This window comes from Luteolibacter sp. Y139 (assembly GCF_038066715.1).
GTDB classification, from domain to species: Bacteria; Verrucomicrobiota; Verrucomicrobiia; order Verrucomicrobiales; family Akkermansiaceae; genus Haloferula; species Haloferula soli.
Map to the genome: position 1 here is coordinate 661014 of NZ_JBBUKT010000003.1, position 15983 is coordinate 676996.

The 15983-nt window shown below is 63.7% G+C and carries 9 protein-coding genes; 6 read left to right on the top strand and 3 right to left on the bottom strand.

Annotated elements, in window-relative coordinates; translation table 11 throughout:
* Positions 1-151: 151 nt before the first annotated feature.
* Positions 152-1813, top strand: coding sequence for an alpha-glucan family phosphorylase (gene glgP / locus WKV53_RS11075; protein ID WP_341404649.1), 1662 nt, complete (start codon positions 152-154; stop codon positions 1811-1813).
* On the opposite strand, the gene xdhC is transcribed toward glgP, so the two are convergent.
* Complete coding sequence (gene xdhC, locus WKV53_RS11080) at positions 1804-2583, bottom strand: xanthine dehydrogenase accessory protein XdhC (RefSeq protein ID WP_341404650.1); 780 nt, start codon at positions 2581-2583, stop codon at positions 1804-1806. The genes glgP and xdhC overlap by 10 nt on opposite strands.
* Positions 2580-3425, bottom strand: a complete 846-nt coding sequence (gene pucL, locus WKV53_RS11085) for a factor-independent urate hydroxylase (RefSeq protein ID WP_341404651.1) — start codon at positions 3423-3425, stop codon at positions 2580-2582. Before pucL ends, xdhC begins: the two co-directional genes overlap by 4 nt.
* A 61-nt stretch (positions 3426-3486) precedes the next feature.
* On the opposite strand from pucL, the gene uraD reads away from it, so the two are divergent.
* Both uraD and WKV53_RS11095 read left to right on the top strand, forming a co-directional pair.
* Positions 3487-3972 carry a 2-oxo-4-hydroxy-4-carboxy-5-ureidoimidazoline decarboxylase gene (gene uraD / locus WKV53_RS11090; RefSeq protein WP_345789653.1) on the top strand — a complete coding sequence of 162 codons (486 nt, stop codon included), beginning with the start codon at positions 3487-3489 and terminating at the stop codon, positions 3970-3972.
* A gap of 74 nt (positions 3973-4046) precedes the next feature.
* Positions 4047-4214, top strand: a complete 168-nt coding sequence (locus WKV53_RS11095) for a hypothetical protein (RefSeq protein WP_341404653.1) — start codon at positions 4047-4049, stop codon at positions 4212-4214.
* Positions 4215-4224: 10 nt separating this feature from the next.
* On the opposite strand, the gene WKV53_RS11100 is transcribed toward WKV53_RS11095, so the two are convergent.
* A complete protein-coding gene (locus WKV53_RS11100; protein WP_341404654.1) occupies positions 4225-5103 on the bottom strand; it encodes a LysR family transcriptional regulator in 879 nt (292 codons plus the stop codon).
* A gap of 64 nt (positions 5104-5167) precedes the next feature.
* Here WKV53_RS11100 and WKV53_RS11105 point away from each other — a divergent pair, with 64 nt between their 5' ends.
* The 3 genes from WKV53_RS11105 (at position 5168) to WKV53_RS11115 (ending at position 15929) form a co-directional block, all read left to right on the top strand.
* Complete coding sequence (locus tag WKV53_RS11105; RefSeq protein WP_341404655.1) at positions 5168-5569, top strand: thiol-disulfide oxidoreductase DCC family protein; 402 nt, start codon at positions 5168-5170, stop codon at positions 5567-5569.
* A gap of 144 nt (positions 5570-5713) precedes the next feature.
* Positions 5714-10756, top strand: a complete 5043-nt coding sequence (locus WKV53_RS11110) for an RCC1 domain-containing protein (RefSeq protein ID WP_341404656.1) — start codon at positions 5714-5716, stop codon at positions 10754-10756.
* A 631-nt stretch (positions 10757-11387) separates the two neighbouring features.
* On the top strand, positions 11388-15929 hold the full coding sequence (locus WKV53_RS11115; protein ID WP_341404657.1) for a PKD domain-containing protein: 4542 nt from the start codon (positions 11388-11390) through the stop codon (positions 15927-15929).
* The last annotated feature ends 54 nt before the right edge of the window (positions 15930-15983 follow it).

The window sequence follows — 15983 nt, forward strand, 5'->3', positions numbered from 1 at the left end:
GACTTCTGGAGAATCGCCTGATCCATTACTGATTCCTCATGGTCCCGTCCCGGCTCGACAAAGCCGCCCGATTGGCCAACCCTAACGGCGGTCGCCGCCCCCCAAACCGCCACGCCTTCAGCGACATTTCCTTTTCCAGCCCGTAGCACCCATGTCCGGATCCTTTCTCCCGAAACCGTTTTCCCATTCCTACGAGATCGACCCCAAGTTCTCGAAGAGCGCTGTCTATTTCTCCTGCGAATTCGCCATCGACCAGATCTTCAAGATCTACTCGGGCGGTCTCGGCTTCCTCGCCGGCTCGCACATGCGCTCCGCCGCCGCCCTCCGTCAGAACGTATGTGGCATCGGCATGCTGTGGACCTATGGTTACTACGACCAAGCGCGAGGCGAAGAACGCGAGATGGCGGTCCAATTCCGCAAGAAGCAGTACGCCTTCCTGCAGGACACCGGCATCAAGTTCCAAGTGCCTGTCCACGGCCATCCGGTGTGGGTGAAGGCGATGTTCCTGCCCGGAGATGTCTTCGGCACCATTCCGATGTTCTTCCTGACCACGGATCTGGACGAGAATGACCACCTCTCCCGTGCGATCACGCACCGGCTCTACGACAACGACCCGCTGCGCCGCATCGCCCAGTACATCATCCTCGGTGCCGGCGGCGCGCGCCTGCTTGAGGAACTCGGTGTGGATCCTGAAGTCTGGCACCTCAATGAAGCCCACGGCCTGTCTGCCGCCTTCCGCGTCTTCGAGCGGACCGGCAGCGTGGACGAAGTGAAGAAGCGCTTCGTCTTCACCACCCACACTCCCGAGGAAGCGGGCAATGAGAAGCATGACTTCAAGTTGCTCCACGACTTCACCTTCTTTGGAAACGTGTCGATGGACACCATCCGCGGCATCACCGGCATCGATGGCGAGGTCTTCAATCACTCGCTCGCTGCGCTACGCCTGAGCCACCTGTCGAACGCGGTTTCCAAGCTCCACGGCGACGTCTCCCGCAAGATGTGGGAGCACTACCCGAACATTTGCCCCATCACTCACGTCACCAATGCACAGAACGGACGTTTCTGGAAAGACAAGGGACTCGAGGGATCGCGCCTTGAGGGCGACATCGAAACGCTGAAGACCCGCAAGCGCGAGCTGAAGGCGAATCTTTTCCAGACGGTCGCGAATCAAACCGGCAAGCTCTTCAATCCCGATGTGCTGACGATCGTGTGGGCCCGCCGCTTCGCCGGCTACAAGCGTCCCGACCTCATCACCCGCGATATCCGTCTCTTCCGCTCGCTGGTGAACAACAACGAGCGGCCGGTGCAGGTCATCTGGGCCGGCAAGCCGTATCCCTTCGACTTCGGCGCGATCGAGACTTTCAACCATCTGGTCCAGACGACGAAGGACTTCCCGAACGTGGCCGTGCTCGTGGGCTACGAGCTCGAGCTCTCGCGCCAATTGAAATACGGCGCCGACATCTGGCTGAACAACCCGGTGGTCACCCGCGAAGCTTCCGGCACTTCCGGCATGACCGCCGCGATGAACTCTGCGATCAACCTCACCACCTACGACGGCTGGGTCTGCGAGTTCTCCAAGGACGGCCACAACAGCTTCATCATCCCACCTGCCGACCCGAGCCTCGACCCGGAAGCACGCGATCGCCACGACCTGCTCGGCTTCTACGACGCCATGGAGCAGAAGGTCCTGCCGCTCTACTACGGCAACCCGGACGGCTGGTGGAAGCTGGTGCTGAACTCGATGAACGAGGTGGTGCCCTTCTTCGACTCCGACCGCATGGTGACGGAGTATTACGAGAAGATCTACGCTTGAGGCATTGATCGCCGCTCAAGCAGTTGGGCGGCGATGCTGATCGCGATCTCGTGCGGATCGTTTCCACCGATCGGCAGGCCGAGCGGGCAGGTGATTCTATCTAACAAACCTTCCGCGACTGCCTCCGTCCTCAGGTCCCGCAGCAAGGCCGCGCGTTTCGACGCGCTGCCAATCACTCCCAGAAATGGAATACCGGGATAGCGGGCCAGCACGTCGCGCAGCACCGGCACGTCACTGGCGTGACCTTTGGTGATCGACAGCACGAACGACTGTCCGGTGACCAATCCGACGCCATCTTCAAAAGAAGCCACGGGGTGAGTCGCGAGGTTCTTCGCCACCGGCAATCGCGAGAGCCAATCAGCTCGCGTGTCGATTACATCAATATGGCATGAAAGCGGCAGCAGCACCGGCACCAGCGATTGCACGATGTGACCCGCACCGAAAATGACGAGATGCCAAGGCGGCTTGGCCGCCACGCGCTCGAACAGCAGCGTCATCTCCCCGCCACAGGTCATGCCGATATCGCGCTGGAGATTCCAGCAGACAAGGCGGGTAAATTCCTCGGATGAACCTAGTAGTTCCGCCGCCTCGGCAAGCGCACGCGCTTCGATTCGCCCGCCGCCGACAGTGCCGCTTTGCAGGCCATCGCGGGTGACGAGCATCTTTGCTCCCGCTTCACCCGGCACACTGCCACGCGCGGCGGCCACGGTCACGACGATGACGTCGTTGCCGGTTTCCGTGAAGCGGGCGATTTCCTGCCAGGGATTCATCGCGCAATGACCGCCTCGATTTCTCCGTGCGGTTCATCCGTGGGAAGCAGCACGCAGCTTTGCCCGGGCCGGCCGAGCTTCGTGAGATCGAGCCCGAGGAAATGGACATTCGGCATCTTCAGCTCGATCCGCGAGATCTCCGGCACGCGCTCCAAGGCGAGCTCGCCGATCTGATAGAGCGTGCGCTGGACCGAGGGACTGTAGGTCGTGGCGAACACCTCATGCGCTGCGGCAAGAACCTCCGTATCCGCGGCGATGAAACCCGCTGTTAGATCCGCGAACTCCCACTCCGCTGTCAGGCGCGTGGCAAAGACGCGGTCGGTGGTCGGGGGCAGCGTGGTGAGTTCGCAGACGTTGTAGTCGGCAAAGCCGGATTGCGTGCTCTTCATCACCAGATGCCCGCGTATGCCCGAGGTGAGCTTCGGAGCTTGCCCGCGGAAGAAAGTCGCCCGCGAGAATGGCTCACCATTCGCGGCGTGAGTGAACGCATGCGGGTGCGGACTGCCATTGATCGTCATCCGTTCCCACTTCCGCTCGCGCAGCTCGACCTCGACGCCAGAGAGATGCGGATACTTTCCAAGGAAATGCTCCACGATGATCTTCGCGAAGCTCGTCCGGCAGGTTTCCAAATGATCATGCGCCAGGAAGTGGATGGTGTTCTTCACCGTGTCCGTGGGCACGATCGATGAGTTGTCATCGGAGAGGTAGGAACCCGCCAAGTCACCGTGGAGAAGCACGTCGGCCTCGAGCTCGCAGACGTCGTGATGCGAGTCATCGTGCCGCAGGACTTTCATCACGCGGACCCGGAACTTGCCATAGCGATTGGATTCGAGCGTTGCCACGGGTGGAGGGAGTAAGGATGGTGTCGAAGTGAGGACTCTAACGGTCGATGCGTTGAATGCGATGCCAAAGGCGGACTTCGTCGCCTGCCTCGGCGGCATCTACGAGCACTCGCCGTGGGTCGCGGAGCAGACCGCGGGTGAGCGCCCTTTTTCCGGGAAAGAGCACTTGGCGGACCGGATGCGCGCCGCGGTGGAAAATGCGGACGAATCCGCAAAACTCGCGCTGATCCGCGCCCACCCGGATCTGGCCGGCAAGCTCGCCCGCGCCGGTGCCCTGAGTGCCGAGTCGACCCGCGAACAGGCGGGTCTCGGCCTCGACCGGCTCTCCGATGCGGAATTCGAACGCTTCACCGACCTGAATACCCGCTACCGCGAGCGCTTCGGCTTCCCCTTCGTGATCTGCGTGCGCCTGACCGACCGACCGGGCATTCTCGCGGCCTTCGAGCGGCGGCTGGAACACGACGCGGCGGCAGAAATCGCAGAGGCGCTCCGGCAGATCCACTACATCGCAGGGCTACGGCTCGGCGACTTGGTGACAAAATCGTAGGTTACGCAATCGCGTACTTGAAGTCATGGCGAGATGTGTTTAGGGTGACTCTCGTTCACTCGTCCCTCCCCCCAATGAAGCACCGTATCTGCCTTGCATGGTTCGGCGACCTCGACGCTCCACAGCGCGAACGCTCGAAGCCGAAAAAAGAGTCCGCCGCCGTGGCCCAAACTCCCAGCCGCAACCAGCGACCGAAGGTCAAGGAAGCGGCCGAGTTGCGCCGCATGTTCGGCCGCGACTGAGTCCATCCGCCTAGCCAGCCTTCGCCCGCTTGCGAAGGCCTGCGAGCACCAGTTCCGCCAATGGCGAGAGCTTGCCCCTCCATGCGGCCGCGATGGTCAACTCGGGGCAATCCGGAATCTGCCAGGCACGAGTGCCCTTCGGAGCGGTGAGGCCCGGTGCCTTCACGCTGAGTCCCGCGCCGAAACCACCGGCGACATAGGCGTGGACGAGTTCCAGCGAGTTCACCTCGATCCGCGACGGCCACTCGAGCCGCGCCTTGGCCAGCCCCTTCGCAAACAACCGGCTCATCGCCGTGTCCGAGGGCGGACGGATCAGCGGCAAATCCACCGCCATCCCATGCATGCCTGAGCGTGCGACCTGGTAGGATTCCGGCAGCAGCAAAACGAGCGGCATGGAAATCAGCACCTCGGTGCGGATACCCGCAGGCGCCCGGCCTTCCAACTCACAGACAGCCAGATCGACCTGTTCAGCCTCTAGCAAGGCGAAACCGGCCCGCTGATCGGCATCGACCAGCGTCAGCTCCAAGTCTGGCCGGGCCTTGCGCACTGACGCGAGCACATCGGGAAGATGCCGACGGATGATGGTGGCCGGCGCCGCCAGACGCAGCCGCCGCGACGCTTTCCCGGCCACCTTCGCCGCCATGTCCGGCAGCGCGCTGAAGAAGGGCGCGAGGAACTCGTACAGCTCGCGCCCCTCCGCCGTCAGCTTGAAGGGCCGCCGCTGGAACAGCCGCACACCGAGATCGTTTTCCAATAGCGTGATCTGCCCGCTGATCGCCGGCTGCTGGATGCCGTAGGGCATGCTGCGGGAGGCCGCAGTGATACCGCCATTGCGCGCGACATGATAGAACAGCTCGAGATGGTGCAGATTCGGCGTCACGCTGCGCATCCAATCCGAAGCAAATGATCCAGCCTAGGATTTCCTCACACCACGATGGTGCTAACTTCCGCCCGTGGACGGCGACGATTTCATCGTGGTGGCATTCGACGGCGACTGCCTGATGTGCAGCAAGAGCATCCGCTTTCTGGCGGAGCACGACCCACGGCGGCGCTTCCGGTTCGTGAAACTCCAGAGCCCGCGGGGCCAGCAGATGGAGGAAAAGGCCGGCACTGGAGCCCTGAATACCGCGCTGGTCGAAGTAGACGGCCAGGTCTTCTCCCGCTCGGCTGCCATCCTGCGGGCGATGCGCGAACTCGGCACCGGCTGGCGGATCCTTTCCGCGCTGGGCCGCTGCATTCCCCGTCCGCTGCGGGACTGGGCCTACGATTTCATCGCCGCCCGCCGCCACAGGTGGTTCGGCAAGGGCGATGCCTGTTCGATGCCGTCCGAGGCCCTGCGCGAGCGCCTGATGTGATCAGGCCTCCGTTCCATTTTTTCCGGCTCAAATCCCTAACATGTGGAGTTGTGTTCCGGTCATCCGCAAACACAGGCACTTTCCGCCACCAAAACGCTCTTCCCATCCTTGGCCGGAGACCTAGGGTGCCGGTCTCATCCGATCATGCGCCTTCTTTTTTCCCTGCTGTGTCTTGCTTCCCTGCCGCTTCAGGCAGCGCCGCCGGTGCTTTCCGCGGAACCTCAGGATCAGCAGGTGGAGTTCGGAGACAATGCTGTCCTCTCCGTAACTGCCAGCGGTTCGAACTTGTCATATCAGTGGTATAAGGGACAAAGCGGCAATCTCTCTTCACCGGTACTCGGTGCCGTCGGTCCGCTGATGCTGAGCCTGCCGCTCGCCGCCGACAGTTCGTTCTGGGTCCGGGTTTCCAACGCCGACGGTGCCGTCAATAGCCCGGCCGCTGACATCACCGTGGCCCCGATGGTCCCAGCCACCCTGAAGGGCACCGGCTTCGTCCGGAATCAGGCAGTGAGCACGCCGGTCTCCTTGGTCCGCGACGTCGTCCGGGTCGTAGGGGGACGCTATCACGCCCATTTCATCAAGTCCGACGGCAGCCTGTGGGGGCTCGGCGGAAACAGTTCCGCCCAGCTCGGCGACGGCACCAGCACCCATCGTTATAACCCGGTCCCCGTGACCCTCACCGGGGTGATGCAGATCGCTGCGGGCGACGAACACACGATCTTCCTGACGGCGGACGGAAGCTTGTGGGCGGCTGGCAGCAACAACGACGGTCAGCTTGGCGATGGCACCGGAATCAGCCGCGGCACGCCGAAAAAGATCACGGGAGGCGTCGCCCGGATCGCAGCCGGCGGCTACAAGACCTTCTTCATCCGGACCAACGGCTCGCTGTGGGGCATGGGCAGTAACTACGGCGGAGAACTCGGGGACGGCACCACGATCCCTCGCTACTCACCGGTGAAGATCGCGGACGGCGTGGTGAATGTGACCTCCGGCGGCCGCCACGCCATGTTCATCAAGTCGGACGGCTCCCTGTGGGCCATGGGACAAAACGACCACGGCCAGCTCGGCAATGGAAACAACACCGTGGTTTGGCAAGGCCCTGTCTCTGTCGCGACCGGCATCTCCCGCGTCGCCGCCGGCCCGGTGTACACCCTGATCCTGAAGCAGGATGGCACGCTGATGGGGACCGGCTACAATGGCTCCGGTCAACTTGGCATCGGGAGCACCACCAGCACCACGACCCCATCGGTCTGCACCACGGGAGTTCGCGGCATTTCCACCCAGCAGGATCACTGCCTGTTCCTCAAGGACGACAACTCGCTGTGGGGCATGGGGTGGAATCCGCAGGGCCAACTGGGCGATGGCACCACGGTCACCCGCACTCTTCCCGTTCCCATCGCGAGCGGTGTCTCCGGCATGGCCGCCGGGGGAAGCTTCAGTTACTTCCTGGATGCCACCCCGCAGATCACCGGCCAGGACGCCCCGGTGGCCAGCCTCGTGAATGACGGGCTGGTTCTCCGCGTGGTGGTCGCCGGCCCCGGGCCCTTTTCCTACCAGTGGTTCACAGGAGCGGCCGGCGATACCACCCAGCCGATCGCAGGTGCCGTGACTTCCGTTTACGCAGTCCCGGCTGCTTCCATCGGCCAGCCGCATTGGGTGCGGATCACCAATGCCTACGGCAGCAAGGACAGCGCCGCCGTGGTCCCGGCGAATGCCGAAACCCAACCGGTGGTCACCACCCAGCCCCAGCCTCAGGCCGTCGGATATGGGGAAAACGCGACCTTCACCGTCGCAGCCACCGGCACCGGCCTGGGCTACCAATGGTATGCCGGCCCCGCGGGTGACACGTCCGCTCCCGTGGCCGGAGCGACCGGCGCCATGCTGGTCACCCCGCCCCTGTCCACGCTCACCAGCTTTTGGGTCCGGGTCACGAACCTGTCCGGCAGCGGCGATAGCATCGCCGCCACCGCAACCGTCACCCCGGCCACCACCGGCCGCCTGATGGGCAGCGGGGACAATTCCTGGGGCCAGCTCGGGGTGCCTTCCAATACTCCCCAACCGGCCCAGGTGGCGTCGGGCATCCTCGACATGACCACAAACGTCGACCATGGCCTGATCCTCACCGCTACCGGCGAACTGTTCGCCACCGGACGAAACTACTACGGCCAGCTCGGCGACGGCAGCACGACCGACCGCTACACGCCGGTGCTGATTGCCAGCAGTGTCGCCCGTGTGGCCACCGGCTATTCGCACAGCTTGTTTGTGAAGACCGATGGCACCCTGTGGGGCGTGGGCTTGGCAGACGGCGGCCAACTTGGCGATGGAGGTGGTTACTACAGTCGCACGACTCCCATCCAGGTCGCCACCGGTGTCGCCGACATCTCGTGCTCGAATTACTCCAGCCAGATCCTGCGGACGGATGGCACCCTGTGGCAGACCCAGGTGAGCACCGACTACGAAGTCCCTGATTGGACCCTCGTCGCCACCGGCGTGGTCCGGGCCCGCGGCGGTTGGGATCGCTATTTCATCAAGGCTGATGGCAGCTTGTGGGGACGCGGCTACGACAACTACGGCCAAATCGGCGATGGGCCGGAAGTCACCGGCGAGACCCCGGTGCTCGTCGCTACCGGCGTCAGGAAGATGTCCGCGGGCCAGTATCACAGCCTGTTCATCAAGAACAACGGCACCCTGTGGGCTGCCGGGTACAATTTCTTCGGCCAGCTCGGCGATGGCACCACCACCAATCGGCCCACCGCCTTTCAGCTCGCCACCAATGTCGTCGATGCCGCCGCGGGCAATTCCCACAGCCTGTTCGTGAAGACGGATGGCACGATGTGGTCGATGGGTTACCCGGGCAGTGGCCGGCTCGGTGGCAATTACAACTCGAACACGACCCTTCCCGGACTCGCCGCCACCGGCGTTTCCAAAGTGGTCGCCGGATCCTCCCACTCATGGTGGATGGATGCCCGTGCCGAACTCGCCGGCCAGCCTGCCGATGCCGTGATACTGACCGGCCAGCAGGCGACTCTCAGCGTGTTGCCGGGCGGGCCCGGGCCTTTCACCTACCAGTGGTTTGCCGGTGAAACCGGAGACCAGTCCGCTCCTCTGGCCGGAGCGACTTCCTCCTCTTTCCAAACCGCGCCACTGGCCGTCACGACCAAGTTCTGGCTGCGGGTCGGAAATGCCTACGGCACCGCCAACAGCCGCACCGTCACGGTCACCGTCGCCGTGCAGCCAGTCATCACCATCGAGCCCGACCAATACTCCGTGCTCACCGGTTCGCAGGCGCTCTATTCGGTCGCGGCCACCGGCGGTGCGCTTTCCTACCAATGGTATCGGGGAACGCCGGGAAACACCTCCAATCCAGTGGCAGGAGCCACCAGTCCTGTCCTCGGCTTGTCCGCTCTCAGCGGGGCACCCGCCGTCTGGGTGCGCGTGACCAATCTCGCCGGCACGGTCGACAGCCACGGGGCTACCGCAATGGCTCCCCTGCGAGTGCCGGGCACGGTCTCGGGCATGGGACGCAATACCTTCGGGCCCTTGGCCGATGGCACCACCCAGCAGCGCCGGACGCCGGTTCTCTCGATGCGCGACGTGGTCAAGATCTCGGCCGGCATCGATCACAGTCTCTTCCTCAAGGCCGATGGCTCGCTGTGGGGTTCCGGTACGAGCTACTCCGGGGAACTCGGAACCGGTTCCTCCATCAATCAGAACCTGCTGCCCATCCCGATCATGACGGGAGTCGCGGACATGTCTGCCGGAGGCTTCACTCTCATCCTGAAGCAAGATGGCACCCTGTGGGCCACCGGCACCAATGACTATGGTGCGCACAGCGGCGCCCCGAGCGCACCCCGCTTCACCCCCGTACAGGTAAACAGCGGGGTTTCACGGATCGCCGCAGGATCGTTCCACAGCCTGGTCGTCAAAAACGACGGCAGCCTCTGGGCCTACGGCGGGAATTCCGATGGCCAGCTTGGCAATGGCAGCTCTTCCAACCCCGGCCAGCCGGTCCATCTGGCGGACAGTGTCGTCGACGTCGCCGCCGGCTCCGGACACAGCCTGTTTCTCAAGAACGATGGCACTCTCTGGGCGACCGGCTACAGCCAGATCGGCAGCGTCTCCATATCCTACGAGCCGATCCTCGTCGCCCGGGACGTGGTCGCCTGTTCCGCTGGCCGGCAATTCAGCCATTTCATTAAAAACGACCGGTCGCTCTGGGCCGTGGGCCGCAATGAATTCGGCATGCTCGGCACCGGCAACAAGAACTCCCAACCCGCGCCGGTGCGGGTCATGGAAGACGTTGCCTCGGTGTCCTGCGGATTCGATCACACCTGCATCGTCAAGCTCGACCGCACGGTCTGGACCGTGGGACGAAACGATCAGGGACAGCTCGGCACCGGCGATCTCACGAGCCGCAGCACCCCGGTCATGATCGCCGCCGGTGTATCCTCCTCCGCCGCGGGAAGCAGCCAGAGCCTCTTCATCGACCTGAAGCCGCTGATCACCCGCCAGCCGGTGTCGCTCAATGCCCAGGCTGGCAGCGAGACTTCGCTGGACCTTGAGATCCACTCTTCGGTGCCCGCGACCATCCAGTGGTATCGCGGCCGCAGCGGCGACACCTCGCGGCCGATCACCGGCGCGACAGGAAGCATTCTGACGCTCCCATCGCCGCTGACCGGCACCTATTACTGGGCGCGCGTTTCCAATGAATGGGGATGGCGCGACAGCGCCGCCGCGGCCGTCACCTTGCCCGGAATGGGCAGCACCGATTGGCAGGAGTGGGCCTTCAATGCGGGGCTCAACGAGAGCAACCTCTCCCCCGAGACCGATGCCGATGGCGACGGTTTGGCAAATGTACTCGAACGGGCCTTCGACACCTCGCCGCTGCTGCCCTCCCCTGAAGGCCTCCCGGTCGCGACCTTGGCCTTCCGCAATGGCCAAACCTACCTCGACCTCGTTTACCGCCGATCCAACTCCGGGTCACCTGACATCGGCTACCAGTGGTCGCCCGACCTGATTACCTGGTCCACCTTTTACCCGGTGAGCAACGGCGGCCCAGGATCCGGCTCGCTGAGCCTGCTCAACTCGAACGTCGATGGTGATGGCTCGGCGAGCTTGTACCGCATCTCGCGGTCCCTGCGTTCATGGGAAACCGTTGGTTTCCTTCGCCTTGAGGTGACGGAGTGAGTTCACGCACGAGCGCCTGAAGGGCCGCTATCACCGTACAAGAGTAGGCCGCCAAGGTCCCACCCCTGGCGGCCCGAATCATTTCCTGCCCACACCCGTAGGCTGCGGAAGCGATTTTGTGCTGTTCACCCTTACATGAAAACTCACGCAGAGCGCGGTCTTCATGGTCATAGACCCTTCAGGTTTTCAGACGTTCAAAGTTTCTGAGAAATTTTTCAAACTTCTCGCGGAGCTTGGAACAGCGGCCCGGGAGAAGCGTGCGAAGATCGGTTGATCCGCCAATGCGCCGATGCACCCCACAGTTCACCTTGCCAGAGTACAAGAGTAGGCCGCCAAGGTCCCACCCCTGGCGGCCCGAATCATTTCCTGCCCACACCCGTAGGCTGCGGAAGCGATTTGTGCTGTTCACCCTTACATGAAAACCAACGCAGTGCGTGGTCTTCATGATCATAGACCCTTCAGTTTTTCAGACGTTCAAAGTTTCTAAAAAAACTTTCCCGGATTCTTTCAGGGACGCCCCTGCAATCTGTTGGAAGGCGCGGGTTTCCAGCGGCATCCGTCAAAACATGGCGAACTCAAAATTCTAAATAATATCGACGTTTCTTAAGCTTTGTGGCTTATGGCGCGCGCCATGCGACGCCTCCCTGCGATCCTACTGCCGTTGATTCTTTTGGTCGGAGTTGCCCTTTGGTGGCTCAAGCCGTCCGCCCCGCCGCCACTTCCCCCGGTCGCGAAGGCTGCGGAGGCTGAGAAGCCAAAGTCCCGTCCTTCAGTAGCCGATCCTGCCCTGACGCAGTGGCTGGCCGATCACCGCGAAGCGCGCGAAATCCCCGCTGCCGACATGGAGCGGGCGGTGACGATGGCGACGGAACGCAAGGAGCGGATGCTCCAGTGGATCGCGGCCGACCCGAAGCAGGCCTTGGAGCAGGCAGTCACGCTGGCGGAATACGAGGCGCTGCCGGAGCCGCTCAAGCCTCTCTATGAGCGGCCCTTCGTGGCGATGGCGACGCTGCGGGTCTTGCCGGTATGCGTCGAAGGCGGCCCCGCCGAGCCGATGCGTGTTCTGGAAATGGAAGGCCAGAGCTGGCAGGCGTCCGTCTTTGGCCGGCGGCAGCAGCAGGTGACCAAGGAAGGCACTCCGCTCGCCGGCATCACTCTTGATGGGGTCGCGGCGATCGACGAGCAGGCCTTCGTGCCAGTCGCCTCGAAGGAAGTCGCGGCCCACGCTGCACTGCCTCTCGGCAATCCGGATCCGGCCCGTGACTTCTCCACCGGTGAAGCGCTGGGCGACCACGCGGTCACTGCCTTGGCCGCGGGCAAGCGCTACCTCTTCGCCGATACCGCCTCGCTTGAGGATGCGAATCAAAAGATGGCCAAGCTTGATGAGTCGATCTCGCCTAAGAGCGGTTCAAACGTGGTGTTCGCCCTGCCATCACCCGCTGAAGGCGGAGTGAATTGGGAAGGAGCTTCGGCCGAGGTCGAGCTTCAGGCGGACGCTTGGTCGGAGACGCCCAAGTCCGTCTTCTGCATCCGCGTGGATTTCTCCGACGTGCCCGGCCAGGTCGTGACCCAAGCCGCCCTGGCATCGGTCATGAATACCGCCGTGGCGGATTCGCTGACGAAAATGTCCTACGGCAAGACCACCATCACCGCGGCGGTCAGCTCCACCACCGTCCGCATGCCGCTGCCCTCGACGTCCTACGCGCCGGACAAAAACAGCGAACTCCACACCGACGCGAGGAACGCCTACCTCGCCGTGGCCGGGCCCACCGCGCTCAATGGCTACGACATCGTGGTCGTCCATTTCGCGAGCATCGGCATGCAGGGCAGTGGCCTCACCTATGCCGGCCTCGCGGGCGGCGGCAGCCAGTGGCTGCAGGGCACCATCGCCTCGGGCGTCATCATCCACGAGTTCGGCCACAACTACGGCATCGGCCACTCGAGCTTCTGGGCGACCTCCGATGGCAGCGTGACCGGCGCCGGTAGCAGCGTGGAATACGGCGACCAGACCGACATCATGGGCAGCGGCCCGGATCCGGAGGGCCACTTCCACATGCAGGGAAAACAACGGCTCGGCTGGCTCACGGCTGCACAGTGGCAGGACGCCACTGCCACCGGTTCCGGCACCCGGCGCATCTACCGCTTTGACTCCAGCGCCACTACCGGTGCGCTGCGCGGCGTCCGCATCACGAAGGCCGCCTCACCGGCCGAATACTACTGGGTTGGCTATCGCCCCGGCATCCCGACCCAGCCTTCATTCCAGAAGGGTGCCTATCTGATCTGGCAGCGCCCTGCGGAGTCGCGTTCGTGGCTGATCGACACCACTCCGGGAACGCCGGATGGAAAGAATGACGCCGCCGTCGCTCTCGGCCGCACCTTCGCGGACGCCACCGCCAATGTTTACGTCACGCCGCTCGCCATCGGCGGCACTGGAGCCAACCAGTGGCTCGATGTGAACGTGCAGATCGGACCTTTCCCCGGAAACATCGCACCGACGGCCACGCTGACCGGCACCGGCAGCATCGCCGCACGCGCGAGCACCACCTTCTCCGCCTCGGCGTCGGACGGCAATGGCGACACGCTCGCCTACAACTGGGACTTCGGCGACGGCAGCACCGCATCGAATGCCTCATCGGTGAGCCATCTCTGGCTCGTCGGCGGCAACTACACGGTGACTCTGACCGTGAGTGACATGAAAGGCGGCACGGTCGTGAAGACGCAGGCCGTCACGGTCAGCGATCCGCTCACGACCTGGACCGCCGGGAGCGTAGGTGCCAGCCGCACCGTGAACCGCAGCGCCTACCTCAACGGCCGCTTCATCGTCACCGGCAACCAGTACGCCTATGGATCCTTCGACGGCGTAACCTGGAAGGAGCAGTACCTGGCCCTGAACTTCAACAGCGGCGGCATGGCCTATGGCGATGGCCGCTATGTGATCGCCGGCTTCGATTCGATCAGCGGCGATTGGCATGCGACCACCTATTCCTCCACCGATGGCATCCACTGGACTCAGGGAACCCTCGGCCTGCTTCCGGAGCTTCGTGATGTGGCGTGGGGTGCCGGTGCCTTCGTGGCAGTCGGCGATGATGGCACCATCCTGCGCTCGACCAATGGCGGACAAACCTGGACCCAGTCAACGGCGCCCGGCGTCGCTTCGCTCAGCAGCATCGCCTATGGCGGCGGAGTCTTCGTCGCCGTCGGCGGCACCACGGTCTACACCTCGCCGGATGGCATTGCCTGGACCGATCGCAGCTCGGGTCACACCTTGCAGAGCTGGCACAGCTTTGACCGCGTGATCTACGCCGCCGGGAAATTCATCGCGGGCGGTTGGTACAGCGGCATGCACGCGTCGCTGAATGGCGGCGTGACCTGGACCGAGATGCCGATCCGTGGCGACCACGACTACGACGTGAACAACATCGTCGCCGGTGAAGGCTGCATCGTCGCCTCGGCGATCGACAAGACAGACTCGAATACCTCGGTGCTGCTGGTGTCGGTCGATGGATTGTCATGGGAGGAGAGTGGCTATACCGGCTTCCCCTCGACTCCCGCGCTGGCCTTCGGTGGCGGCCGTTATTTGACCGCCAGCGGCGCGGCAGGTGCGACCTCGCGCAGCAATGGCTTCTACCCCTCGAACTCGGCACCCACCGCGAGCATCAGCGCCCCCGCTACCGCGAATGCGCGGGCCGGCGTGCTCTTCTCCTCCACCACCAGCGATCCGAATGGCGACGCGCTCACGTTTGCCTGGGACTTCAAGGATGGCACTTCTCTAACAGGGGGCTCGTTCGCCTACCATGTCTTCCCGACCGGTGGCACGTATTCCGTGGACCTCATCACCACGGACACCCGCGGCGGCGTGACGGTGGCCAGTCATTCGATCACTGTCTCCGATCCGTTGGACAACTGGACCACCCGCACGTCCGGCACCACTGCCCACCTGAACGACATCGCCTTCGGCGGCGGCAAGCTCGTCGCGGTGGGAGAAAGCGCCGGCACCTACCGGATCTCCACCGATGGCATCAACTGGACCACCGGCGGCAGCATGGCGGCCAATGGCTACCTCTACGGAATCATCTACGACGGCACCAATTTCGTCGTCGTCGGCCAGGACTATGACTTTACGGCGCCTGCCGGTTGGAAGGGCGCGATCTACACCTCGCCGAATGGCACCACCTGGACCCGCCGGAGTTTCTCCGGATCATCGCTGAAAGACGTGGCTTTCGGTGGCGGCGTTTACGTCGCGGTGGGCGAAGCCGGCGCGCTGTGGCGATCCACCAATGGCACCACCTGGTCGCCGGTTCCGTCCGGCGTCTCGGTGAATATCAATGGCGTTTCCTACGGCAATGGCGGCTTCGTCGCCGTGGGCGCGGCCAATGACGGTGGCTCGGGCATCGTGCTGACCTCGCCGGATGGCAACACGTGGACCAATACCTCCGCCGCCGCCGGGCTGCTGAGTTGGCACGGCTTCTACGATGTCCAGTACTGCAACGACCGCTTCCTCGCCTCCGGCTGGTACACGAAGATCCGCCACTCCACCAACAATGGCGCCAGCTTCACCACCACCCAGACCGGCACCCGCCAGATCCCTGCCTTCGCTTATGGCAATGGCATCTACTTCGCCGCCGGCGTCGACAAGGACAACGCCAACGCGGACATCAACCTGATCTCCACCGACGGCGCGAACTGGAGTGCGCTGACCACCGCCGGCCAGGATGACCGGAATGCCACCGTATTCTACAACAACACCTTCATCACGGTGGGAGCGAATGGCTCGATCCGCCAGTCCGCCACCGTCACCGCTCCGCCGACCGGTGGCTACGCCGCATGGCAGGCCGCCCAATTCCCCGGCTCCCCGGCGCTCTCCGGCAGCGAGGAAGACTACGACCGCGATGGCGTGCCGAACCTGGTGGAATACGCGACCGGCACTGATCCGCGCGATAGCAGCAAGCGGCCAACCTTCACCCGCACGGTGCAGGGTGGTCAGCTGATCCTCACCGTCCCGCGGAATGCGGACGCCGTGGATGTCACGATCACCGCTGAAAGCTCGAGCAACCTGTACGACTGGGCTGGCGCCGGGGTGATCCTGCTCGAGGACACGCCCCAGCAATTCCGCGCGGCGATCCCTCTCAATGGCTCCCGTAAATTCCTGCGGGCCCGGTTCTCGGTGAACTGAGGCGGCTGTTGGAATTCGGCTTGGACGGAAGGGCGTTCCTGCTCACTGCGGGAT

Bases quoted from the DNA above. Each gene is read 5' to 3' on its own strand.
- WKV53_RS11095 (WP_341404653.1), top strand. From the start codon at position 4,047: ATGAAGCACCGTATCTGCCTTGCATGGTTCGGCGACCTCGACGCTCCA.
- WKV53_RS11115 (WP_341404657.1), top strand. From the start codon at position 11,388: ATGCGACGCCTCCCTGCGATCCTACTGCCGTTGATTCTTTTGGTCGGA.
- WKV53_RS11100 (WP_341404654.1), bottom strand. From the start codon at position 5,103: ATGCGCAGCGTGACGCCGAATCTGCACCATCTCGAGCTGTTCTATCAT.
- uraD (WP_345789653.1), top strand. From the start codon at position 3,487: ATGCCAAAGGCGGACTTCGTCGCCTGCCTCGGCGGCATCTACGAGCAC.
- WKV53_RS11110 (WP_341404656.1), top strand. From the start codon at position 5,714: ATGCGCCTTCTTTTTTCCCTGCTGTGTCTTGCTTCCCTGCCGCTTCAG.
- xdhC (WP_341404650.1), bottom strand. From the start codon at position 2,583: ATGAATCCCTGGCAGGAAATCGCCCGCTTCACGGAAACCGGCAACGAC.
- glgP (WP_341404649.1), top strand. From the start codon at position 152: ATGTCCGGATCCTTTCTCCCGAAACCGTTTTCCCATTCCTACGAGATC.